Annotated in this window: 23 protein-coding genes and 1 tRNA gene; 6 read left to right on the top strand and 18 right to left on the bottom strand. The window is 55.5% G+C overall.

Annotated features, from left to right (window positions below):
* Window positions 1–53: 53 nt before the first annotated feature.
* The 5 genes from MHM85_RS01030 to MHM85_RS01010 all read right to left on the bottom strand — a co-directional run bounded on the left by MHM85_RS01030 (window position 54) and on the right by MHM85_RS01010 (window position 4,866).
* The gene (locus MHM85_RS01030) at window positions 54–407 is read right to left on the bottom strand and encodes a P-II family nitrogen regulator (protein WP_044628015.1); all 354 of its coding nucleotides are present in this window, start codon (window positions 405–407) and stop codon (window positions 54–56) included.
* Window positions 397–1,212 carry a Na,Li,K/H(+) antiporter subunit UmpB gene (umpB, locus tag MHM85_RS01025; RefSeq protein ID WP_239283490.1) on the bottom strand — a complete coding sequence of 272 codons (816 nt, stop codon included), beginning with the start codon at window positions 1,210–1,212 and terminating at the stop codon, window positions 397–399. The genes MHM85_RS01030 and umpB overlap by 11 nt, the downstream gene beginning before the upstream one ends.
* Window positions 1,209–1,976: a DUF1538 domain-containing protein gene (locus tag MHM85_RS01020; RefSeq protein ID WP_128082409.1), complete on the bottom strand. Its 768-nt coding sequence runs from the start codon at window positions 1,974–1,976 to the stop codon at window positions 1,209–1,211. The genes umpB and MHM85_RS01020 overlap by 4 nt, the downstream gene beginning before the upstream one ends.
* A gap of 224 nt (window positions 1,977–2,200) precedes the next feature.
* Window positions 2,201–3,409, bottom strand: a complete 1,209-nt coding sequence (locus MHM85_RS01015) for an MFS transporter (RefSeq protein WP_239283489.1) — start codon at window positions 3,407–3,409, stop codon at window positions 2,201–2,203.
* A gap of 62 nt (window positions 3,410–3,471) precedes the next feature.
* Window positions 3,472–4,866 carry a GntP family permease gene (locus MHM85_RS01010; protein WP_239283488.1) on the bottom strand — a complete coding sequence of 465 codons (1,395 nt, stop codon included), beginning with the start codon at window positions 4,864–4,866 and terminating at the stop codon, window positions 3,472–3,474.
* A gap of 207 nt (window positions 4,867–5,073) precedes the next feature.
* Here MHM85_RS01010 and MHM85_RS01005 point away from each other — a divergent pair, with 207 nt between their 5' ends.
* Window positions 5,074–6,417: a Na+/H+ antiporter NhaC family protein gene (locus tag MHM85_RS01005; RefSeq protein ID WP_239283487.1), complete on the top strand. Its 1,344-nt coding sequence runs from the start codon at window positions 5,074–5,076 to the stop codon at window positions 6,415–6,417.
* A gap of 89 nt (window positions 6,418–6,506) precedes the next feature.
* Here MHM85_RS01005 and MHM85_RS01000 read toward each other — a convergent pair whose 3' ends face one another.
* The 4 genes from MHM85_RS01000 to MHM85_RS00985 form a co-directional block, all read right to left on the bottom strand.
* Window positions 6,507–7,241 carry an RNA methyltransferase gene (locus tag MHM85_RS01000; protein ID WP_239283483.1) on the bottom strand — a complete coding sequence of 245 codons (735 nt, stop codon included), beginning with the start codon at window positions 7,239–7,241 and terminating at the stop codon, window positions 6,507–6,509.
* 145 nt (window positions 7,242–7,386) lie between these two features.
* Window positions 7,387–9,030 carry a chaperonin GroEL gene (gene groL, locus MHM85_RS00995; RefSeq protein WP_139527376.1) on the bottom strand — a complete coding sequence of 548 codons (1,644 nt, stop codon included), beginning with the start codon at window positions 9,028–9,030 and terminating at the stop codon, window positions 7,387–7,389.
* A gap of 56 nt (window positions 9,031–9,086) precedes the next feature.
* Window positions 9,087–9,380: a co-chaperone GroES gene (locus tag MHM85_RS00990; RefSeq protein WP_139527377.1), complete on the bottom strand. Its 294-nt coding sequence runs from the start codon at window positions 9,378–9,380 to the stop codon at window positions 9,087–9,089.
* 229 nt (window positions 9,381–9,609) lie between these two features.
* Window positions 9,610–10,095, bottom strand: a complete 486-nt coding sequence (locus tag MHM85_RS00985) for an FxsA family protein (protein WP_239283475.1) — start codon at window positions 10,093–10,095, stop codon at window positions 9,610–9,612.
* Window positions 10,096–10,289: 194 nt separating this feature from the next.
* Between MHM85_RS00985 and MHM85_RS00980 the strand changes: the two genes are divergently transcribed.
* Window positions 10,290–11,051, top strand: coding sequence for an SDR family oxidoreductase (locus tag MHM85_RS00980; RefSeq protein WP_239283461.1), 762 nt, complete (start codon window positions 10,290–10,292; stop codon window positions 11,049–11,051).
* A 27-nt stretch (window positions 11,052–11,078) separates the two neighbouring features.
* On the opposite strand, the gene MHM85_RS00975 is transcribed toward MHM85_RS00980, so the two are convergent.
* From MHM85_RS00975 to MHM85_RS00965, 3 genes are all read right to left on the bottom strand, one after another.
* Window positions 11,079–12,071: a hypothetical protein gene (locus MHM85_RS00975; protein WP_139527380.1), complete on the bottom strand. Its 993-nt coding sequence runs from the start codon at window positions 12,069–12,071 to the stop codon at window positions 11,079–11,081.
* A gap of 34 nt (window positions 12,072–12,105) precedes the next feature.
* Window positions 12,106–12,735: a hypothetical protein gene (locus tag MHM85_RS00970; RefSeq protein ID WP_239283454.1), complete on the bottom strand. Its 630-nt coding sequence runs from the start codon at window positions 12,733–12,735 to the stop codon at window positions 12,106–12,108.
* Window positions 12,736–12,899: 164 nt separating this feature from the next.
* Window positions 12,900–12,984: transfer RNA gene (locus tag MHM85_RS00965), tRNA-Leu, on the bottom strand.
* Between the two features lie 35 nt (window positions 12,985–13,019).
* Here MHM85_RS00965 and MHM85_RS18480 point away from each other — a divergent pair.
* The gene (locus tag MHM85_RS18480) at window positions 13,020–13,775 is read left to right on the top strand and encodes a ComF family protein (RefSeq protein ID WP_343218321.1); all 756 of its coding nucleotides are present in this window, start codon (window positions 13,020–13,022) and stop codon (window positions 13,773–13,775) included.
* Between the two features lie 31 nt (window positions 13,776–13,806).
* On the top strand, window positions 13,807–14,781 hold the full coding sequence (locus MHM85_RS00960) for a serine/threonine protein kinase (protein ID WP_239283446.1): 975 nt from the start codon (window positions 13,807–13,809) through the stop codon (window positions 14,779–14,781).
* Between the two features lie 78 nt (window positions 14,782–14,859).
* Here the strand turns inward: MHM85_RS00960 and MHM85_RS00955 are convergent, their stop codons facing one another.
* Window positions 14,860–15,453 carry a hypothetical protein gene (locus MHM85_RS00955; protein WP_239283439.1) on the bottom strand — a complete coding sequence of 198 codons (594 nt, stop codon included), beginning with the start codon at window positions 15,451–15,453 and terminating at the stop codon, window positions 14,860–14,862.
* 351 nt (window positions 15,454–15,804) lie between these two features.
* Here MHM85_RS00955 and folE point away from each other — a divergent pair, with 351 nt between their 5' ends.
* Together folE and MHM85_RS00945 are read left to right on the top strand one after the other, a co-directional pair.
* The gene (folE, locus tag MHM85_RS00950) at window positions 15,805–16,356 is read left to right on the top strand and encodes a GTP cyclohydrolase I FolE (RefSeq protein WP_139527385.1); all 552 of its coding nucleotides are present in this window, start codon (window positions 15,805–15,807) and stop codon (window positions 16,354–16,356) included.
* Between the two features lie 110 nt (window positions 16,357–16,466).
* Window positions 16,467–17,927: an NAD-dependent succinate-semialdehyde dehydrogenase gene (locus tag MHM85_RS00945; protein ID WP_239283437.1), complete on the top strand. Its 1,461-nt coding sequence runs from the start codon at window positions 16,467–16,469 to the stop codon at window positions 17,925–17,927.
* Between the two features lie 67 nt (window positions 17,928–17,994).
* Here the strand turns inward: MHM85_RS00945 and purH are convergent, their stop codons facing one another.
* The 5 genes from purH to accC form a co-directional block, all read right to left on the bottom strand.
* Window positions 17,995–19,575, bottom strand: coding sequence for a bifunctional phosphoribosylaminoimidazolecarboxamide formyltransferase/IMP cyclohydrolase (purH, locus tag MHM85_RS00940; RefSeq protein WP_239283428.1), 1,581 nt, complete (start codon window positions 19,573–19,575; stop codon window positions 17,995–17,997).
* Window positions 19,576–19,624: 49 nt separating this feature from the next.
* A complete protein-coding gene (fis, locus tag MHM85_RS00935; RefSeq protein ID WP_153843377.1) occupies window positions 19,625–19,948 on the bottom strand; it encodes a DNA-binding transcriptional regulator Fis in 324 nt (107 codons plus the stop codon).
* The gene (gene dusB / locus MHM85_RS00930) at window positions 19,945–20,985 is read right to left on the bottom strand and encodes a tRNA dihydrouridine synthase DusB (RefSeq protein WP_139527389.1); all 1,041 of its coding nucleotides are present in this window, start codon (window positions 20,983–20,985) and stop codon (window positions 19,945–19,947) included. The genes fis and dusB overlap by 4 nt, the downstream gene beginning before the upstream one ends.
* Window positions 20,986–21,083: 98 nt before the next feature.
* Window positions 21,084–21,995 (bottom strand): 50S ribosomal protein L11 methyltransferase, encoded by a 912-nt coding sequence (prmA, locus tag MHM85_RS00925; protein ID WP_153843375.1) that lies wholly within the window; start codon window positions 21,993–21,995, stop codon window positions 21,084–21,086.
* A 142-nt stretch (window positions 21,996–22,137) separates the two neighbouring features.
* Window positions 22,138–23,478 (bottom strand): acetyl-CoA carboxylase biotin carboxylase subunit, encoded by a 1,341-nt coding sequence (gene accC, locus MHM85_RS00920; RefSeq protein WP_239283421.1) that lies wholly within the window; start codon window positions 23,476–23,478, stop codon window positions 22,138–22,140.
* Between the last annotated feature and the right edge of the window lie 24 nt (window positions 23,479–23,502).

Here is a 23,502-nt window from a genome sequence, read left to right as displayed (position 1 = left end):
TCCTGGGCAGTGCGCTCCGTCAGTGATGGGCTTGCCATTGTTAAAGCCTCTCTCTAGCCTAGCGGTTGATCGAATGCATCTTCGAGGGATTTCACTTGGTGTGCGACGCCTACTGCATCCTCGACGTCTAGCTGAAAGGCGATGCCTGTTCCCGACGTGTCGTCAAACGCACCCACTTCCGCGATCGCTTCGAGAATTGAACGGCTAATATGCTCCTCCACTAAAAAGAGCAGCACGTCGCGTTGCGACGTAATGTCCATGCCAAAAATGCCTTTTGCTTTTTTTAAGCCTTCGCCACGCGCGTTATTGATGACAGTGGCGCCAGTAGCTCCAGCATCTCTAGCTGCCTGAAGTATCTGGTCGCTTAGCTCATCTTCTACAAGCGCGACAATGAGTTTAAAGCGCATGGGTATCTCCTTGATGAGGCTTTGTCACTGACGTGCCTGAGAATGGCTGTATTTTCGATGGCCTATTGCTTTGCCATCGAGCAATTTGGGCGTATCCCATCACCGTTATAATAGGAAATAGGCAGGCAAGCGCGATCATTCCAAAGCCATCCACTAACGCGCTACGACCGGGTATCGAGGAGGCTAATCCAAGACCTAGCGCGGCGATGATCGGCACGGTAATGGTCGATGTCGTGACGCCCCCGGAATCGAATGCAAGAGGGATAATCGACTTTGGGGATCGTAGGGTTTGTACAATCACTAGGCAGTAGGCTCCTAGCACGAACCACTGCAAAGGTAGGCCCATGACGATGCGCCATGCGCCCAGGGTGATTCCAAAGGCCATGCCGAGGGCAACGGCGAGCCGCAGGGTAAAAGGGTTGATCGTACCGCCGGATATTTCGCCAGCTTTGATCGACACCGCGATCAGCGATGGCTCGGCAATCGTAGTGCTTGCGCCAATCGTAAACGCGAAAATATAGACCCAGTAGTAGTCGCTCCAATGCCGCTGAGCTCCCTCTGTCATGGCAGGTAGAAAATCGGGGTGCGTCAATTGGCTGGCCATCAACTCACCCATGGGAAACAGGGCTTGCTCTAGCCCTATCAAAAAGAAAGAGAGTCCTACCCATACCATGAAAAAACCAATAGCGACCTTAAGAAACCGTTTGACCGGCTTGCGGATCACCAAATATTGGAAGCCAAAAATAATCGCCACAATGGGAAGAATATCGCGTAGCGTGCCCCAAAAAATAGCCAGCATATTCATGATCTTCCCTCTGCAACGAGATCAAGGCCAACAATACCGAAAAGCAATACGAAAATGATGGGCATAACGGAAGCAAATGCAATCAAACCAAAGCCGTCCAGCATAGGGTTGCGGCCTTTGATGGCCGTGGCCAAGCCAACACCGAGTGCCGTAACAAGAGGGACAGTAATGGTCGATGTCGTGACACCGCCCGAATCATAAGCAATGCCAACGAGCTCAGCAGGCGCTAACAGCGTCAAGAGCAGTACAAGAATATAACCACCAATGATCATCAAATGCAGCGGCCAGCCTTTGAAGATACGCAGTACGCCAACGACCACGGCGGTGCCTACGGAAAGCGCTACGATCATGCGGAGCGTGAACGCAAAGGACGTTTGTGCGAGACTGCTATTCTCGATCAGACCGCTTTCGGAGACGACAATCGCTGCGCGAGCCGCCACGGCAATCAGTGCTGGCTCTGCGACGGTGGATCCAAACCCCAGTGCAAAAGCAAATAGAAGGAGCCAAACGACAGAACCTTTATGAACGAAAGCACGTGCGAGGTTCTCTCCTAAAGGAAACAGTCCCAGCTCTAGCCCCTTGATGAAGAGCGTTAGCCCGATCACTACAAACAGTAGCCCTAGTGCTAAATCGAAAAGCGCCAATGTATCGGGCAGAGGTTGTTGGATGACGAGCGTTTGAAAGAAGCTCATAACCAGTACAACGGGTAGCAAATCCCGAAGGCTGTTTTTGAGCTGCAGGGCGAGAGAGTGAATAAAGTTCATTAGCGCCCTTTTTCAATGGCTGATACGTCTATGCTCATCAGTGTAATGGTTACGCATGTCGTCTCTTTTGATCTAGGACACGTTGCGAGTGTTCTCTAGTCAACAAAGTTGGCTGCCTAACAGCAGCATCGAAGGGTCTAGTGCGTGCCAGCCCCACCATGCCAGCAATATCAAGCCACTCACTATCGGTAGAGCAATCAAACTCCACCATAGACTTGAACGCATCATGTCGTCACCTGTCCCGCAGAGGGGCGTGACAGCGGCTTCTCACTGATGAACCAGTGGAGCGCGGCGGCGACCACGGACAGCACGATGGCAATCTGCCACACCGTATCGTAGTGGCCGGTGAGGTCGTACAAAAATCCACCCAGCCACACGCCCATGAACGAGCCCAGCTGATGAAAGAGAAACACGATGCCGCCCAACATCGAGAGATGGCGAACGCCAAACACCGATGCGACGATACCGTTGGTGAGCGGAACGGTGGAGAGCCATAACAGCCCCATGGCGATCCCGAAGAGATAAGCGCTGATCGTTGTCAGGGGCAGGGCGATAAAGGCCGTGATGATCACGCCCCGGATGAGGTAAAGCCAGCTCAACAGGCGCGGTTTCGACCAGATACCCCCCATCCAGCCAGCGGTGTAGGTGCCCACGATATTGAACAGACCCACCAGCGCGAGCACCGTGGTGCCGACTTGGACGGCCAAGCCGTTATCGAACAGGTAGCCTGGCAAGTGGACCGCAATGAACACCACTTGGAAGCCGCAGACGAAAAAGCCCAGGCAAAGTAGCCAAAATCCTTTTTGCCCCGCCGCTTCGTTAAGCGCATCGCGCAGGCTCAAGTCGCCCAGTGCCTTGGGGCTGGGCCGGTCTTTGAGCATCGCGCCCAGCGGTATCATGAGTGCGGCAATCGCCCCCATGGCCAGGAGCGCAGAGGACCAGCCTAGCCACTCGATCAATCCCAGCGTGCCGGGCAGCATGGCAAATTGACCAAACGAGCCCGCCGCACTGACGATCCCCATGGCCATGCTGCGCTTCTCAGCGGGAACGGCCCGGCCGACGGCGCCCAGAATCACCGAAAACGTCGTTCCCGATAGGCCGAAGCCAATCAGGAGACCCGCGCTGACGGTCATGCCGAGCGCGCTGGTCGAAAGGCTCATGAAGCAGAGCCCCAGTACGTAGAGGATGCCGCCCGCCACGATGATTTTGGCCGCGCCAAAACGGTCGGCCAGCGCCCCGGTAAATGGCTGGGACAGCCCCCAAATGAGGTTTTGGACGGCCAGTGCGAACGCAAAGACGCCCCGCCCCCAGCCGAAATCGCTGCTCATGGGCTCGAGAAACAGCCCGAACCCATGACGTAGCCCCATGGCCGTGGAAATAACCAAGCTGGCGAGCACGATCAACAGCAGCGTATGGTGTTTCTGAAGGGCCATGGCACGTCTCTTATGGTGGATTGGTTAACGCGTTAATCAACTATCGCATGGCATTGGCGACTTTAGAAGCTTCCAAATAGGGTGCCGAGCGTAATCACACTCATCAGCGCGGCGATGGGGAGCACGATGGTGACCATGGCGACATTGCCATACGACTGACGGTGGGATAGCCCGCAAATGGCCAGAAGTGTGATGACGGCGCCGGAGTGGGGGAGCGTATCCATGCCGCCCGCAGCCAGCGTCGCCACGCGGTGCATGAGCTCTGGGTCGATGCCAGCCTGTTGCGCCATGTCCAGATACTCGCTACCCAAGGTTTGGAGTGCAATGGAGAGCCCGCCTGAGGAGGAGCCGGTGATGCCTGCCAGCACGCTCATTGCCGTGGCTTCGGAGATGAGGGGGTTACCGGGGGAGACATTGAGCACCGCATCGCGAAGGATGGCAAAGCCTGCCAAGCTGGCGATGACCGCGCCGTAACCGACTTCAGAGGCCGTGTTGAAAATAGGTAGCAGTGAACCAAAGCAGCCTTGATTGATGGTGACTTTCAAGTCTTGCCAGTGGTGCCAGCGGGTGATGATCAGCCAAGCCGAGGCGCTCAGCAGGGCAATCAGAATGGCCCAAAGCCCGGTCTGTCGGCTGGGTGTGACGTTATCGAACGCGTCGCTGATGAAGCTCAGGTCCATGGCCGGGAATACCCCGTAAGTAAAGAGGGCATTGAGGCCAATCACCATAACCAGTGGAATCAACGCGATGGCCAGCGGCATGCCGGGTGCTGTGTCGGTGTCGCTGTGGGTATCGGTTTCACGCTCCGTGTGGGTACCGTAACCCTCCCCTTGAGCAGCGGCTTTCTTGACTCGGGACTGAAGGTAGAACGTTCCTAAACCTAGCATGATCGAGCCAGCAATGATGCCAAGCCCCGGTGCCGCGAAGCTGTTGGTGCCAAAGTAAGGGATGGGAATCGCGTTTTGGATGGCTGGCGTGCCGGGCAGCGCCGTCATGGTAAAGGTGAAGGAGCCTAGAGCGATAGAGGCGGGGATGAGGCGCTTGGGCACATTGGCCTGGCGGAACAGCTCACGGCTGATCGGGTAAATGGCAAAGGCCACGACGAACAGCGAGACGCCGCCATAGGTCAGAACGGCGCAGGCCATGACGACCGTCAGTACCACGTGATGAGTTCCCAACCGTTTGACGATGCCGTTGGAAATCGACTGAGCGGCGCCTGAGTCTGCCATCAACTGACCGAAGAGCGCACCAAGCAAGAAAAGCGGGAAGAACTGCATGACATAGTTGCCCAGGGCGCCCATGAAGGTGTCGGTGTAAATCGGCAGTAAAAAAGCGCCGTCGCCTGATAGTAAAACCGCTAACGCGGCCATTAACGGCGCAAGCAGGAGGACCGAGATACCTCGGTAGGCCAGCAGCATCAACAGCGACAATGAGACGATAATAGCGAGCATGCCCATACAGGCTCCTAAGCATTTGTTAATTTAGTCATCGGTGCGTGTAAACGAAGGCCGGGATACTAGGCATTATGTTGCATAGCAGCAATAGCGTCGTGACTAAAGTCGTAACCAAAAGAGAGCGTCACTTTCTCCTGCTTAAGCGCGCCCCATCTGTTAAAATCCGCCACCTTTGGCGTTGATGACCTTCCAATAACCCTGGGTATTTCCATGAATGCAGTAATTCTCGCAGTGCTCGTCATGGTGGCACTGTCGCTTCTTCGTGTGTCCGTTGTATTTGCGCTGGTGGTCGGTGCGTTAGTAGGGGGGCTGGTCGGAGGCCTTTCCCTGGACGATACGCTCAGCGCGTTCAACGAGGGCGTCGGCGGAGGCGCGCAGGTGGCGCTGGCGTACGCAACCTTAGGCGCTTTTGCCGTGGCCATCTCTCGTTCTGGGTTGCCGGACATGCTGGCAAATCGATTGATCACTTTGCTAGGTAAAGAGGCGACCGCCGCCCGCCAAGCGCGGGTGAAGATGCTGCTGCTGGTGGCCGTGTTACTGGTCGCCATCTCCTCACAAAATGCCATTCCGGTCCACATCGCGTTCATTCCCGTGCTGATTCCACCGCTGCTGGCGGTGATGAATCGCCTGCAACTCGACCGCCGTGCCGTGGCCTGCGCGCTGACCTTTGGTCTTACGGCACCCTATATGCTGCTGCCGGTAGGATTCGGGGCGATCTTCTTGAACGATATTTTGTTGGCAAACCTGAATAGTGCCGGAGAGCCACTAGGGCTGGAGATCTCGCGTGGCATGGTGCCCATGGCCATGGCGATTCCGGTGGGCGGCATGGCCATGGGCCTGTTGGTCGCCCTGCTGTTTAGCTACCGCGGCCAGCGTAGCTACGCGAGCAAGGACGTGGCCGCGCCCAATGGCCAGACACACACGCCTGTCGAACCGCACCTCTTAGGGTTAGTCATGTCAGGCGTGGCGATCGTGGCGGCGTTAGGCCTTCAGCTCTACACCGGCTCGATGATCGTTGGAGGCTTGGTGGGTATCGGCTTGCTGTCATTGGGTGGTATTTTCAAATGGCGCGAGGCTGATGATCTGTTCACCAGCGGTATGCGGATGATGGCTTTGATTGGCTTTATCATGATTTCGGCGGCAGGCTTTGCGGAAGTCATGAAAGCCACCGGCGATATCGACTCGCTGGTTGCGGGTGCCTTCGATCTGTTTGGCGATAATCGTGGCTTGGCCGCTTTGGTCATGCTGCTGGTCGGCCTGTTCATTACCCTGGGCATCGGCTCTTCGTTCTCAACCATTCCCATCATTGCGGCGATCTTCGTACCACTGGCCGTGCAGTTTGGTTTCTCACCCATGGCGACCGTAGTGCTGGTGGGCACCGCTGCCGCCTTGGGCGATGCGGGTTCGCCAGCCTCGGATTCCACTTTGGGGCCCACCTCAGGATTGAACGTAGACGGTCAGCACGACCATATGTGGGACAGCGTGGTGCCCACGTTCCTGCACTATAATCTTCCGCTGATTGCGTTTGGCTGGCTGGCGGCCATGACGCTTTAAGCACACTCAATACTTACCAAAAGGGCAGCGCTAAGGCTGCCCTTTTTTGATGCAAGTGCTTGATGAAAACGCGTTGAGTGGATAAGACGTTACTGTTTAGGCAAGTGCGCTTCAAAGGCACTTAGCAGACCACGGAGTAGGGACAGCTCTTTGCGGCTCGGCTGTGCACGGGCAAACAGCGCTTGAAGCTGCTCTTCGGTACGGGCGTGGGGCTGGGTTAAAAAACCGCTTTGCTGCATCAAGCGGCCAAGATGTTCCTGGAAATAGCCAAACTGTTCGCGGCTAGGCGGTGTGGCTTCCAGCGGGCGCTGATACTCAAAACCGCTGACGTCGCGCTTGCGCCAGGCGCGATGCACTTCGTAGGCAAGAATCTGGACCGCTTGCGATAGATTGAGAATGCCATACTCGGGATTGGCGGGAATGCTGACTTGGTGGCTGCAGCAGCGAATCTCATCGTTGGTCAACCCGGAGCGTTCGCGGCCAAACACCAGGGCCACCGGGGCTTGGTGGGCGTTGTCGATGACTTGCTGGGCCATCTCGTCAGGCTCGTCGAAATGGGGCAGCGGCATGCTGCGCAGCCGAGCGCTGGCACCGACCACTTGCACGCAGTCGTTCACGGCCTCTTCGAGTGTCTTTACGCAGCGAGCGTTTTCTAATACGTCCGTTGCACCGGCGGCTAGGCGAGTGGCTTCTTCATCGGGGAAGGTACGAGGATTGACCAGCACGAGCTCCGTCAGCCCCATGGTTTTCATGGCGCGGGCTGTTGCGCCTATGTTGCCCGGGTGGAACGTTTGCACCAGCACGATACGAATATTGGAAAGCACGAGAAGTCGAACCTAAAAGCTGCCAAATAAAGTCGGTGATGGTAGCACGCTTTATGACGCCATGACGTCAGTACTAATGAAAGAACCCCGCCGAAGCGGGGTTCTTGATGACGTTCAATGTCAGAGCGTTAGGCTCATGGGTGCATTACATCATGCCGCCCATGCCACCCATTCCGCCCATGCCACCCATATCCGGGGCAGCTTCTTTCTCTTCCGGGTCGTCGGCGATCATGCACTCGGTGGTGATCATCAGGCCAGCGACAGAACCAGCAGACTGCAACGCAGTGCGGGTTACTTTTGCCGGGTCGAGTACGCCCATTTCGAACAGGTCGCCGTACTCGCTGGTTTGCGCGTTGTAGCCGAAGTTGCCTTCACCATCTTTGACGCGATTGATGACCACAGCGGCTTCTTCGCCCGCGTTGGTGACGATCTGACGCAGCGGTGCCTGCATGGCACGCAGCGCCATGTTGATACCGTGGTTCTGATCTTCGTTGTCACCGGTCAGGCCCTGTACTTTGGCCATCACGCGAACCAGGGCAGTACCACCGCCAGGTACGACGCCTTCTTCTACGGCAGCGCGAGTCGAGTGCAGCGCATCTTCGACGCGGGCTTTCTTCTCTTTCATTTCGACTTCGGTCGCCGCACCGACGCGGATAACGGCAACGCCGCCTGCCAGTTTGGCAACGCGTTCTTGCAGCTTCTCTTTGTCGTAGTCAGAGGACGTTTCTTCGATTTGCGCGCGGATTTGATTAACGCGTGCTTCAATGTCGTCCTCGGCACCTGCGCCATCGATGATGGTGGTGTTCTCTTTGGACATGGTCATGCGCTTGGCAGTACCCAGGTGATCCAGGTTCGCCTGCTCAAGGGTCAGACCTACTTCTTCGGAGATCACGGTGCCGTTCGTCAGGATAGCGATATCCTGCAGCATGGCTTTGCGACGGTCGCCGAAGCCAGGTGCTTTGGCAGCCGCGACTTTCACGATGCCACGCATGTTGTTCACGACCAGCGTTGCCAGCGCTTCGCCTTCGATATCTTCGGCGATGATGGCCAGCGGCTTGCCTTGCTTGGCAACGGCTTCCAGCACCGGCAGCAGTTCGCGGATGTTGGAGATCTTCTTGTCGACGAGCAGGATGTACGGATCTTCCAGCTCGACGGTCATGGTGTCTTGGTTGGTGACGAAGTAGGGCGAGAGGTAGCCGCGGTCGAACTGCATACCTTCGACTACTTCCAATTCGTCTTCGAAGCCGCGACCTTCGTCAACGGTGATGACGCCTTCTTTACCGACTTTTTCCATCGCTTCGGCGATGATTTCGCCAATGCGCTTGTCGCCGTTGGCAGAGATCGTGCCTACTTGCGCAATGGACTTGGTGTCGGTGCAGGGCACGGACATCGCCTGAATCTCTTTGACCGCTGCGGTCACGGCTTGGTCGATACCGCGTTTCAGATCCATCGGGTTCATGCCCGCGGTCACGCCTTTCAGGCCTTCCGCTACGATGGCCTGTGCCAGAACGGTGGCCGTGGTGGTACCGTCACCGGCGGCGTCGGAAGTCTTGGAAGCGACTTCTTTCACCATCTGGGCGCCCATGTTCTCGAACTTGTCTTTCAGTTCGATCTCTTTTGCGACAGAGACACCGTCTTTAGTGACGGTCGGCGCGCCGAAGGATTTGTCCAATACCACGTTGCGGCCTTTCGGGCCCAGCGTGACTTTAACGGCGTTCGCCAGGACGTCGACACCACGTGCCATGCGTTTGCGAGCATCATCGGAGAACTTAACTTGCTTAGCTGCCATGTTCGTTACTTCCTAACAATTGAAATAAAAATGGGAAAGTAATTAGCCGAGTCGGATTAGCCTTCGACGACGGCCAGAATATCGGCTTCGCTCATGATCAGAACTTCTTCGCCGTTGATTTTTTGCTTCTCAACGCCAAAGCCGTCTTTAAAAATCACCGTATCGCCCACTTTTACATCCAGTGGACGTACGTCGCCGTTATCCAGAATACGGCCATTACCAACGGCCAGAACTTCACCACGCGTGGGTTTTTCCTGCGCATTACCCGGTAGCACGATGCCGCCAGCGGTTTTCTGCTCTTCTTCCACGCGACGGATGACGACGCGATCGTGCAAAGGACGGATATTCATGCTCACGTTCTCCTGAGGTTCGTCAAAGCCCAAAAGGGGCAGTTAGCTTAAAGGGATTTCCGCGGGCTCAGCCCTCGGAAAGCGAAGGCGTGCTGCCTTCATGTCAATGGCGAAAGCAAAGCGTTCGCCGAACCTGTGTGCTGACACAAAAGTGGGGGCTGCCCAACGCCTTTCAAGGGGTAGGTATGAAAAAAAATACCTCGCCACCTTTGGCAATCAGGTGAATGACTTAGCGACGGCGCGGCTCATCGTCACCGCTTATGAATTCACCTTCGATAGGGCCTTCTTCACGATGGGAGGAGGGCTGTTCGTTCGACCGCCCCCAGTCTTCTGCGCCACGCTGATACGTGTGCCGATGCGAAGCGCTTTTTAAACCAACCCAGGTCAGGGCTTTCATGAGTAGTTGGCGAGCGTTGGGAATCAAGCAGGCGATACCGAGCGCGTCGGATAGGAACCCCGGGGCAAGCAAAAGAGCGCCACCAAAGATGAGGGCGGCGCCAGTCAGTAGTTCCTGAGAGGGGATTTCACCCATTTGCATGCGCTGCCGGGCGCGGGCGAAGGTGGAGACGCCTTCCTTGCGAATGAGGTGAAGACCGATGAAGCCGGTGCTTAACACCAATATCAGTGTGGTCAACAAGCCTATCTGGCTACCGAGTGAAAAAAGCAGCACAAAGTCCAGTAGCGTAAAGAGCGATATAAAGAGAAGAATAGGCATAGCCAGCTCCAAGACGGTCGTAATTAACGGATATGGTGACAGAAATATAAAAAACAAGCAGTCCCATGAGTGTGCCAACGCCCTGGTGGGCTCGATATTTTTCGTGGGCTCTTCTATGCTGCAATGCAAAAAGAAAGGCAAGGCGTGCTGGATGGGTTGTCAATTCGGCAGACAAACCTGCTAAGGAGAGAGAGATGCAAGTGGACAAGAAAGTGATTGCAATAACGGGGGGCGCTCGAGGCCTTGGGTTTGCTATTGCGCAACGGTTAGGTAGACAAGGAGCCCATCTTGCGCTGTTGGATATGAGTGCTGAGGCTCTGGATGGGGCGGTGTCTGCTTTAAGTGCAGAAGGGGTGACCGCTCAGGCTTTCGTTGTCAACGTTGCAGATGAGGCATCCGTCGAGCGTGCGTTTGCCGATATCGCCGATCGAATGGGCTCGGTCAGTGGCTGTGTGAACAATGCTGGGATTACCGATGATGGCCTATTGATCAAAGCTAAAGATGGCGTCGTTGAAAAACGCATGTCACTCTCCTCGTGGCAGCGCGTACTGAACGTTAATTTGACGGGGGTATTCTTATGCGGTCGTGAGGCGGCGGCCCAGATGGTTGAGGCGGGACATGACGGCGTTATCGTCAATATTTCCAGCATTTCTCGCGCGGGCAATATGGGGCAAAGCAATTACGCTGCCGCCAAAGCGGGAGTGCATGCCCTAACCGTTACGTGGGGAAAAGAGTTGGCGCGCTACGGGGTGCGCACCGGTACCGTCGCGCCTGGCTTTATCGAAACCGAGATGACGGCCTCAATGCGTCCCGATATGTTAGAAAGAATCGAATCTAACGTTCCGTTAAAGCATTTAGGCGAGCCGGATCATATTGCTCAAAGTGTCGCGTTCATTTTTGATAATGATTATTTCACCGCACGCATTATCGAATGTGATGGGGGGTTGCGGCTTTAAAACCGCTTACCGATGACGACGCTGCGGTTAGAATTGAAAGTAGTCTCGCTGAATATCACGCTGAAAGTACATTTCTAAACGCAGTGTCATTGCCCAGCGGGGGTCGTAACTATCCTCGCGCTGAAAATGCAGCTCTGGTATGACATCGCCAAACAGAATGCCTTTGTGAAGATCGCGACGGTAGCGGGTTTGTAGGTAATAGTTGGTCATGCGTGGATTGGAAGCGCTTTCACCAATCGCAATGGCTGAATGACGTAGTGCACTGCGGTCGTTCAGACGCTGATTGAGCTGAGCGACTTCGCTAAACTCCAGCTTGTCTTCTTCCTCTCGCCATTGGACGGTAGTGATAAAGCGCAAATGTCTATTTTCGGAGAGTGGGCGACCTATGTCCCACGTCGTGCGTGCCGAATAGCCTTCATTATTGAACCAGGATAGACGGTTGAAGGACTCCAGCTGCCAGGGGCCGTCGCCAATGTCCCACAGCCGCTCGCTAGTGAAACGAACATACGGGTCGAGTGGCATACGTAGGCGAATACCTGCGCCTATCCGGTTGCTCCAATTTTCTCGTTTATCACGGCTTTCTAACCAATCGAGGCCAAATGTCGAAGTGCTGCGGTCTCTCTGATCATTGTAGAGGCGACCCGAACCTTGATCGGCTAGCGTACCCTGCGACTCTTCTGGATCGCTCTCGACCACGAGTCTCAAACGCTCCTCGGTGGTGGGTAGGTCGATGCGATAACGAACGCTAATGTCACCGTTGGTGCCGTCACCTTCCATCCAGTCGATTTCTTGGCCTAAACGTAAGTAGGACTTGTTTTGGACAGTGGCCGAGTGTTCACCGCCAAAAAAAGCATCAATATTACGAGACGTATTGTCGACCCAATTTCCGATGCGGGCGCGGAAAGGTTCTACCCGTTCTTCGGCCCAGTCAGGTAAGTCGCTGTCTTCCTCATCCGCATGCACACCGAACGAGAGGGTACTCAGCGCGCCTAGCCAAACGAGCGCAATGATAGGTTTCATAGGAACGTCCCCGCCTTTTAATTAGGTGCGCACATCATTGTGCTTTATGCATCTCGATGGCTTTTGCCCACTCCAGTACTCGCTTGCGATCGCGCCGACTGTTCATGCGCTCGGTATCTACTTTAAGCGGCGTGAGTTGATGGAGCGGATCCGCGTTTAAATCCAAAGCAAAGCGCCTCGAGGCACCGACCGGCATATCTTCGGAGCCATAAATTGCGATGACTCGTATCTCGAGCTCAGGTGTTTGCTCTTGCAAGGTGCCATGGTCTAGCTTCCAGTGCTGAACCAACTGATCCACGATCGAGCCAAACGACTGTATGTGCAAATAATCTCCCGATGCCAAAGGCCCCTGATGGGTGCGGTAGCACTCTTCGTTGTCATCCCCGCTTTGCTGCTGATACTCGACGACATCCAATGCATACACTCCTTCGCGAGTGTGCAGGACGGCGACCAAGTGTTGAATATAGATAGCCTCACTGCTCATATTGCTGATCAAGCACAGGGCTTTGGTGCCGATACCTTTACCCCGATTGACGATGATGCGAGGTCGGCGTTGTCGCACGTAGCCGTTATAGAGCAGTTGCGCGTAAAACACCCATACGAACAGTGTACAAATACTGGTCACTGCAGAAATTGCCTGAGCATTGTCGTTCAGCCATTGCATAAGTTGAGATCCTTCTCAAAATTGACGGCGTAGATAGACCGATAACGTAGCCTAAAAAAAGGGCGAAGTCAGCTAGTTAGGTTGATGCGATGAAGGGGAGTTGAAAACAAAAAAATTCGGCTAGCTATGCGCTACCGAATCCTTTGAGGTTTTACATTTTAAATTGGTGCGGATGGGGAGACTCGAACTCCCACACCTTACGGCACTAGAACCTAAATCTAGCGTGTCTACCAATTCCACCACATCCGCAGAAGACGAGGCGTATATTATCAACTTCAGCGTTAATGTCAATCACGACGCGCTGCTATTTTGACTTTCAGACATGGGATGTACATACAATGATGAAATGGACCATAGTCATGAATCAGTGGCTTAAACGAGGTTTGCCAGGTTACTGCGCCTTTTGTTTGTGCTCTCGAGCAACTGAAAGCGGATGGTGTGAGGAGTGCTATGCGCAACTGCCTTGGAATCGAGTGAGCTGCGAGCAGTGTGCCGAACCGCTTTTGGGCGCCGGTGAGAGTCGCTGCGGTCACTGTTTGGTAGAGCCGCCGAGCTTTACGATCACCACTGCAGCACTTTGTTATCAAGAGGTTGTGTCGCAACTAGTGCATGATTTCAAATTTCAGGCGTCGCCTCGTGCCGGTCAGTTGCTAGTGAATTTGATGCTTTCACAACCACCGCCCGCGTTGGGTAACGCTTTGCTTCCCGTCCCCATGTTTCCAGCGCGGGCTAAAGAGCGTGGCTTTAATCAAGCATATTGGCTGGCCAAACGGCTCGGCAAGAGCACGGGTATGCCAGTCCTTCGAGCGCGTTGTATCAAACAGGTGCCTTCACAACGCTCTTTGAATCGTAAAGAGCGGCGCCGAAACGTAAGCGACGCCTTTAGGATGGAGGGGGGCATACCTGAACATGTCACCATCGTCGATGATGTAGTCACCACAGGGGCAACCGGCCATGCCTTGGCCGCCGCTGCGCTGGCACAGGGTGCGAAGCGCGTGGACGTGTGGGCAGCTGCTCGCACACCCTTTCAGAAGAGTTGATAAACTAGTCAGCTCTTTTAAGGAGTCATTTATGTCGCATCCGTTTAGTGCGCTGTCACCTGACCTCGTCATGTCGGCAATAGAGTCAATCGGTATCTGGCCTTCAGGGGAACCCTTTGCTTTGAATAGCTATGAAAACCGTGTGCTGATGTTCCGTGATGACACGGGTGCCCGTTGGGTCGTGAAATTTTACCGGCCGGGACGTTGGTCCAACGAAGCGATCGAAGAAGAGCACGCGTTCTTAACCGAATTGACCCAGGCAGGCGTGCCTGTCGTCGCACCTTGGCGAGATGCGCATTGCAGATCTTTGCATACGTTTGGGTCATTTCGTTTTTCGCTGTTTTCTCAATGCTCTGGTCAAGCGCCGGAGTTGGATAACCCGGACCACTTGTTTGCCTTAGGAGAGGTGTTAGGACGGCTTCACGAAGTGGCAGCGCAAGCCCCTTTTCAGCACCGTGACACGCTGCGGCTAGCGGAAGGTGTCAGTGATGCCGAGCGGCGTGTTCTAGCAAGCCCGTGGCTGAATGACCATCAGGCGCGTGCTTATCAACGGGTAGTGAATAAGATACGTCAACATTTAGAGAGCGTAGCGTTGAGCGCTGAGTGTATGATTCGGGCTCACGGTGACTGCCACTTAGGTAACGTATTAGGTCGTGATGGAGACTTCCATCTGGTCGATTTCGACGACTGCTTGATGGCGCCTGCCATTCAGGACGTTTGGATGCTGTTACCCATGGAAGAGCCTCAGCAGTGGCGCACGCAGCTTAGTGAAATCGTCGAGGGGTACGAAGAAACCAGGCCATTTCCGCATGAGCAAATGGCACTCATCGAGCCTTTAAGAGCGTATCGTCTCACCCGACACGCGGCTTGGTTGGTTAGTCGCTGGGAAGACCCGGCTTTTCCTCGCGCATTTCCCTGGCTGGAGGAAGCGGGTTACTGGGATCAACACATACGACAGCTCGAGCAGCAGTTGCTTCAGTTAGAAACGCCATTGTGGCTGGCCTAACATCGAACAACGATGAGGAAAGGACACAGCGACCTTTCGTATTCAACGACGAAAGGCCGCGGTATGAAAAAGTAAGCGTTAATTAGGCTGTTCAGTCGGCGCTGGGTTTTCAATACTTTGGTCAGGATCAGGACGTTCGCCAGGAATTGGGTTGGCCACACCTTCACCATTGGCTTGACGCCGAGTCGCGTTTATCTCGGCAGATGGGTTATCTTGCGCGGCGATCTGAATGCTTTCATCCAACGTAAGAACGAACGATTGCCCAGGTGCAAGCGTGCAGTCACCGTTACCGCAGGGGATACCATATTGGCCATCTTCGGCGTAAGCGCTCGCAGAGAATGAGCCGGAGTAAATGGCGCTTTCTGCATCATGGGTTTCAATGCAGGTGGCATCCTGCGTGGTAATACGAATGCGTTCACCGTTTAGCTGTGCGTTCGCCACCAGCAAGCAATATTCAGGAAGCGCGTCTGTGGTCCCATTAGCGGTCGTTGGATGAAGAAGAATGTCGCTATAACGTGACTGGGTATTATCGAACGCCAGAGCCTCGACGACTTCAACGCCCACCTTTGCGCCGCTTGGCAAGGTCAGCATCGACTCTTCTGCATAAGTGGAGGATACCCATAACGTACCCAGCAGGGCGGCTAGCCAAAAGGGCGATGATTTAAATGACATGGCTTACTCTCAACAGTGATACCTGCATTGTCAGCAGGAAAATGATGTCCATAGCATAGCACAGCTCTTATAGTGCCGAAGGGGGGTGCGTGTCACTCTGCCACAGCCTGCTTAGGTGCGTTAAAATAGATTAATAGGCCGTTTTTGTTGTGCATGAATTTTTTAAGGTATATTTTTTGTACAGCATGGTTGTCCAAGATAGGCGTTCAGCTAGCACGCTAGGTAAGGCAGCTAAACGGATAACACTGCAAGCTAAAAATAGCTTGCCGAAAAATGAGGCTCGCTGGCGCGATGACATTGCTGCAAAGCGATTGAGTGATAGCGAACAAGCACAGTTTAATGAGGCCTACCATGACCGACGACATCGCCCAACATTACCGTCACATCATTACCGCTTTGGGTGAAAACCCGGATCGCGAGGGCCTAAGAGATACGCCCAAGCGAGCCGCTAAGGCCATGCAGTTTTTGAACGCTGGTTATCACCAGTCGCTCGAAGAGATCGTCAATGGCGCCGTGTTCGAATCACAAACCGACGAAATGGTGTTGGTCAAGGATATCGAGCTCTACTCGATGTGCGAGCACCATTTGCTGCCATTCATTGGCAAGTGTCACATAGCTTACTTGCCCAGTGGCAAGGTGTTGGGTTTGTCCAAGTTCGCGCGCATCGTCGACATGTATGCGCGACGTATGCAGATTCAGGAAAACCTGACCAGAGAAATTGCAGAAGCGGTGCAGCAAGTTACCCAGGCGCGAGGAGTGGCGGTCGTCATCGAAGCTCGACACCTTTGCATGATGATGCGTGGGGTCGAAAAGCAGAACTCGAGCATGACCTCTTCCGTCATGCTGGGAGGGTTCCGCAGCAACCAAGCCACTCGCCAGGAATTTTTGACATTGATTAGTTAGGCCGAGTGGCGCTGACCTTTTGTATCAAAGGTTTGGTGAAACGCGTCGTTTCGTCTTAGCATGAACGGGTCAATGAGCCGATAAGGCCGTCATTTGGTCAGGAGTCTGTCATGGAAGCGCTGAGAGAAACGCAGCTATATTGCCCATTTGCCTACATCGATGGCAGTTGGGTAGCCGCTGACAGCGGTGAGCAAATCAACGTCACGAATCCCGCTACCGGCGAGCCAGTGGGGGATATCCCTCGACTGGGTAGAGCGGAAACCGAGCGTGCCATCGAGGCAGCCGATGCAGCACTGTCGGCATGGCGGGCGCTAACTGCTCAAGAGCGGGCGGACTTGTTGCTCAAATGGCATGATTTGATGCTCGAACATAAGCAGGATCTCGCGCTTCTCATGACGCATGAGCAAGGTAAACCGGTCAAAGAAGCTGAAGGTGAAATCGTTTACGCTGCGAGCTTTCTACGTTGGTTTGCTGAAGAGGCTCGTCGCGTTTACGGTGAAACGATTCCTGCCGCCAATGCCAATCAGCGCATCGTCGTTACCAAGCAGCCCGTGGGTGTAGTGGGGGCGATCACTCCTTGGAACTTCCCAGCAGCGATGATTACACGCAAAGCCGGTGCCGCTCTGGCTGCTGGTTGCACGATCGTTGTCAAGCCTGCAAGCCAAACCCCGTTTTCGGCGACGGCATTGGCTCTGCTAGCCGAACGTGCAGGCATTCCTCGTGGTGTGTTCAACGTGGTGCCTGGCAGCGCGTCAGATATTGCCAAAGCGCTGACTGAGTCTCCCAGGGTTCGCAAAATCACCTTTACAGGATCGACGGAGGTGGGGCGCAAGCTAATGGCTCAAGCAGCGGAACATATCCAAAAGATTTCGCTTGAGCTGGGTGGCAATGCGCCGTTCATTGTGTTCGAAGATGCGGATTTAGACGCCGCGGTAGAAGGCGCCATGGCGGCAAAGTTCCGTAATGCGGGTCAGACATGCGTATGTACGAACCGATTTTTGGTTCAATCCAGTGTCATCAATGCGTTTTGCGAAAAACTGGCCGTTGCGATGAACAGTGAACTCAAAGTGGGGGATGGTACTAAGCCAGGCGTAAACATCGGGCCGTTAATCGATGAGAGCGCCGTGAAGAAGGTGAGCGAACACGTCCAGGATGCCGTCGATCACGGTGCCGAACTGCTGCTAGGTGGCCATCCGCACCCCTTAGGGGGCAACTACTTCACGCCTACGCTCATCAGTTTTGCCACCGATGCCATGAAAGTGGCGCATGAAGAGACGTTTGGTCCGCTTGCTGCCGTGTTTCCTTTCGATGATGAAGCAACCGCTATCGAGATGGCCAACGATACTCAGTACGGCTTGGCGTCTTACTTCTATTCCCGGGATTTGGCTCGCGTATGGCGTGTAGCAGAGGCGTTAGAATATGGCATGGTAGGCATTAATACCGGCCTTATCTCCAATGCGGCGGCACCGTTTGGTGGCATCAAGGCGTCAGGTCTCGGCAGAGAAGGGGGGCATCAGGGCTTGGAAGAGTACCTGGAAACGAAGTATCTCTGCATCGATCTTGGTAAGTAGTTCATCATAGACCTGAAAGCCCTCACTAGTGAGGGCTTTTTTAATGCAGGTGAGATGACCTGACCGTTTAGTGGCGGAAGTGACGCATGCCGGTGAAGACCATGGCAATGCCTGCTTCGTTAGCCGCATCGATCACTTCTTGGTCGCGCATGGAGCCGCCAGGCTGAATCACGGCAGTGATGCCAGCGGCAGCGGCTGCGTCGATGCCGTCCCTGAAGGGAAAGAAAGCATCGGAGGCCATCACTGAGCCTGGTACGGAAAGCCCTTCATCAGCGGCTTTGATACCTGCGATCTTAGCGGAGTACACGCGGCTCATCTGTCCTGCGCCGACACCAATGGTTTGGCCCGCTTTTGCATAAACGATGGCGTTGGATTTCACGAACTTGGCAACGCGCCATGCAAAGGTGAGATCGCGCATCTCTTCGCTGGTCGGAGCGCGCTCGCTGACCACGGTGAGCGCCTCTTCAGTGACCATCCCTTGATCACGATCTTGTACCAATAGGCCGCCATTCACACGTTTAAAGTCGAATGCGGGCTGCGCAGTACCCGGCCAATGGTCGCCGACATCCAGCAAGCGGACGTTCTGTTTCTCCGCCACGATGCGGGCCGCTTCATCATGGACGCCAGGCGCAATGATGACTTCCACGAATTGGCGGTCAACGATGGCTCGCGCGGTGTCCGCATCAAGCGGCACATTAAAGGCAATGATGCCGCCAAAGGCGCTGGTTGGGTCGGTGGCAAAGGCCTTGTCGTAAGCTTCCAATGCGGTCGCGCCTACGGCGACCCCGCACGGGTTGGCGTGCTTAACGATGACACAGGCGGTCTCGTCAAAGGCTTTCACGCACTCGAATGCTGCGTCGGTATCGGCCACGTTGTTGAAAGAGAGTGGCTTGCCTTGCAGCGTTTTGGCGGTGGCTACGCTAGGCTCGCTGGCGGCGGGGTCGACATAGAACGCAGCATTTTGATGCGGGTTTTCGCCGTATCGCATGTCTTGTTTTTTGTGAAGCTGCAGGTTGAAGGTGCGAGCAAAGGTGGTGCCGTCGCTGGCGACCTGGCGGCCAAGGTAGTCGGCGATGGCGCCGTCATAACCGGCGGTATGTTCGAACGCTTTAACGGCCAGGTCAAAACGCGTGGAAGCGCTGACTTGGCCCGCATTATCGTCGAGCTCACCAAGCACACGAGTGTAATCGTCGGCGTTCACCACGATGGTGGTATAGGCATGGTTTTTGGCACAGGCGCGCACCATGGTGGGGCCGCCGATGTCGATGTTCTCGATGGCATCTTCGAGCGTGCAATCTGGCTTAGCGACCGTTGCTGCAAACGGGTAAAGGTTGACGACCACCATATCGATAGGGGTGATGTCATTGTCAGCCATGACGGCATCGTCCTGGCCGCGGCGCGCCAAAATGCCGCCATGGATTTTCGGATGCAGCGTTTTGACCCGACCGTCCATGATTTCTGGAAAGCCGGTGTGTTCCGATACTTCTCTTACCGTCATTCCGTTTTCTTTCAACAAACGGTAGGTGCCGCCGGTGGAGAGCAGCTCGACGCCGTGTGCGGCAAGGCCTTGGGCAAACTCCACGATGCCGGTTTTATCGGATACGCTCAGCAGGGCGCGGCGGACGGGGGTAGGGGTGCTATCAGCCATAAGGATGCTCGTCATCTGCGGGTCTAAGGTGAAAAACGGCAACGCCCCATCAAGGGGCGTCACTTTCAATCAATCCATACTGCTTGAGTTTTTTGCGTAGCGTGCCACGGTTCAGGCCAAGTACGTCGGCGGCGCGAGTTTGATTACCGTCGGTATGCTCCATCACGCACGCTAACAGTGGGGCCTCTACTTCGGCCATCACCATGGCATATAAGTCAGATGTTTGGCTGCCATCGAGATGCTCGAAGTAACGGCGCATGGCGGTCTCTACCGCTTCTCTCAGTGGCTGTGGCTGTGCGCTGGCGGAGGGGGCTGCTAGCGTGCCTGAGAGTCGTGAGGAGCGTTCGCTGGAGAGCAGGTCGCGTTCAGTCATGCCGCATGGCTTCCTTTGGCTAGCAGACGCTTCGAAGCGTCCTGGGTCATGGCGTTGTGGATCCAGTCAAACTGCTCGTCAGGCGTGGTCAGAGCGTTGAACTGCTGCTTGAGCGTGCGCTGCTGGGTACTGTTAAAGCGCGTGTCGTCGTCGAGATACCAGCCGACGTGCTTGCGCGCGATGCGCACTCCCATGGTGGTGCCATAGAAGTCATGAAGTGCCTGCAGATGCTCCAGCAGGACGCTGCATCGCTCAGCCAAGCCGGGTGATGCCAGGTGCTCACCATGGGTCAGGTAATGCGTGATTTGTTGAAAAATCCACGGATTGCCCTGTGCGCCGCGGCCAACCATCACTGCATCAGCGCCAGTGTAACGCAGCACATGAGCGGCTTTCTCCGGGGTGGTGATATCGCCATTGGCAATCACGGGGATCGTGAGGTGCGATTTTATGTCGGCGATCGTGTCGTACTCGGCTTCACCAGTATAGCGCTGTTCGCGGTGACGGCCATGAATGGCCAGCGCTTGGATGCCTGCAGATTCCGCCAGCTTGGCAATACGCAGTGCATTGTTAGAAGCGGCACACCAACCGGTGCGTATCTTAAGCGTTACGGGGATGTCCACCGCTTTCACAACGGCATCTAAAATCTCGGCGACCAGCGTTTCATCACGCATGAGGGCTGAGCCAGCGGCTTTGTTGCACACTTTTTTTGCCGGGCACCCCATATTGATGTCGATGATTTGCGCGCCTAGTTCGACATTGAGTCTCGCCGCCTGCGCCAGCATCTCGGCATCCCCGCCAGCGACCTGCACGACCCGTGGGTCGGGTTCGCCCTGATGATCCATCCGTAGCTGGGATTTGCGCGTGTGCCAAAGCGAAGGGTCTGACGTGACCATCTCTCCCACGACCCAGCCCGCGCCTAACCGACGGCATAGCTGGCGAAATGGGCGATCAGTGACGCCCGCCATCGGGGCCAGCATGACCGGGTTAGGCAGTTGGTAAGGCCCAATCGCAGGTGGCGAAGTAGTCATCAACGTCATGGCGGTATACTTTGATAGGCATGAAAGCGGCGAGTAGGGCGTTTCAAGGGAGCGTATGATACGCCTACTCGGCAAGCTATTGAAGGCCAATCCCGATTTTATGCGGGGCGACGGCCTGTCAAACGCACCCACCCCTCTCGAAGGGTAGGCTCATCCATGTAGAGCCCTTGTGCTTCGTAGGCTTCCCGTACTTCAGTGGCTTGATTGGCTAGTATGCCTGATAGCGCGATACGGCCACCAGGGGCCACGTGTCCAGCAATCGTATTGGATAGCTCGACCAGTGGGCCTGCCAAAATGTTGGCTGTAACGATGGGGTAGGGGCCGCCTTCCAACTGTTCGGGGTAACAGAGAGTGAACTGCTGGTCGTCGATGGCATTGCGCTCGGCATTGTCCCGGCTAGCCTGCAATGCTTGCGGGTCGATATCCGTTCCATCGGCGTGTGAGGCGCCTAGCTTCAAGGCCGCAATGGCGAGAATGCCAGAGCCACAGCCGACGTCCAGCACATCTTTGCCCTGCAGTTCATGGTTTACCGCTAAACCATCCAGCCACTCGAGACACAGCGCGGTGGTCGGATGAGTGCCGGTCCCGAACGCAAGGCCCGGGTCAAGGATCAGATTGACCGCGCCCGCCTCGGGCGGCTCATGCCAACTCGGCACGATCCATAGTCGTTCCCCCATGCGCAGCGGCGTGAAGTCATCCATCCACTCCCGCTCCCAGTCGCGGTCTGCTAGCAGTTCGTATTCGATGGCCGGACAGGGTTCACCTGGCATCTGTTCTGCCCAAGCCGCTTCGATACGGCTCAGCATGCCATCGATCCCATCAAGATCGTCGTAAAGCCCCGTCAATATGGTGTCTTGCCATAGCGGTGTCGTGCCGCGCTCGGGTTCGAAGACCGGGTCGTCGTGGGCATCTTGCATACCAATTGCCGTCGCGCCCTCTTCGAGCAGTAATTCTTCGAGAAGCTCGGCTTGTTCGGGAGCGACGTGTGCTTTTAATTGGAGCCAGGGCATGGGGAGTCTCCACGGCGAATAAGGAAGAAACAAACGGGTGATATCATCAAGACGACATCACGAAGCGGGTACATTAGCGGAATGATAGGGGCCACCTCACGAAAATGCCCGCCAATAGGCGGGCATCGTCGCCACCAAAAGATTAGCTGCTCAGCTTTTTCTCGAGGTAGTGGATATTGACACCGCCCTGGCGGAAGTAGCTATCGCGGACCAGGTCTTTCTGCAGGTCGATATTGGTTTTGATGCCTTCGACCAGCAGCTCGTCGAGTGCGTTGCGCATGCGCGTCAAGGCGATGTCGCGGTCAGCGCCCCAGGTAATCAACTTACCGATCAAGGAGTCGTAATGCGGCGGTACGGTGTAGCCGGTATACAGGTGTGAGTCCATGCGAACGCCGAGCCCACCAGGCGCGTGAAACAGGGTCACCTTGCCGGGAGACGGCATGAAGGTGCGCGAATCTTCAGCGTTAATACGACATTCGAACGCATGGCCGTTCAGCTTCACATCTTCCTGGCGAATCGACAGGGGTAGGCAGGCTGCAATGCGCAGCTGCTCTTTGACGATATCGACACCCGTCACCATTTCCGTCACCGGGTGCTCGACCTGAACACGGGTGTTCATTTCGATGAAGAAGAATTCACCATCTTCGTAGAGGAATTCGAAAGTGCCCGCGCCGCGATAGTTGATCTCGATACACGCTTGGCGACAAGCGTCGAGTACTTTCGCGCGCGCGTCAGGATCGAGGCCTGGCGCAGGTGCTTCTTCTAACACTTTCTGATGTCGACGCTGCAGCGAACAGTCGCGGTCATAGAGGTGAATGGCATTCCCCTGGCCGTCAGCCAATACCTGCACCTCCACATGGCGAGGCTTCTCTAGAAACTTCTCCATGTAGACCGTTCCGTCGCCGAAGGCTGCATGCGCTTCGGTTTGCGTGACGGTAATGGCAGACAGTAAGTGGCCTTCGGTGTGCACCACGCGCATACCGCGGCCGCCGCCACCCGCCGCTGCCTTGATGATCACCGGATAGCCAATGCGCTTCGCTGTGGCCAAGTTGGTGGCGTCATCGTCGCCAAGCGGCCCATCGGAGCCAGGCACAGTGGGAACGCCCGCCGCTTTCATGGCGTTGATAGCGCTCACTTTGTCGCCCATTAAGCGGATGGTCTCAGCGCGCGGGCCGATGAAGGTGAACCCCGAGCGCTCTACCTGCTCGGCAAAGTTGGCATTCTCAGAGAGAAAGCCATAACCGGGGTGAATGGCGCTCGAATCAGTGACTTCCGCCGCGCTGATCAACGCCGGGATGTTTAAGTACGACTGCGCTGATGAGGCGGGGCCGATACACACGGCTTCATCGGCGAGACGAACGTGCATCAGTTCGCGATCTGCCTTGGAGTGAACCGCTACGGTTTTGATCCCGAGTTCTTTGCAGGCGCGTAAGATACGAAGGGCAATCTCGCCGCGGTTCGCGATAAGTACCTTGTCCAGCATGGGAGAATCCACCCGTGTTGATAT

It is taken from the genome of Halomonas sp. McD50-4, assembly GCF_022348135.1.
In the GTDB taxonomy this organism is placed as follows: domain Bacteria; phylum Pseudomonadota; class Gammaproteobacteria; order Pseudomonadales; family Halomonadaceae; genus Vreelandella; species Vreelandella piezotolerans.
This window is presented reverse-complemented; position numbering and strand designations above follow the sequence as displayed.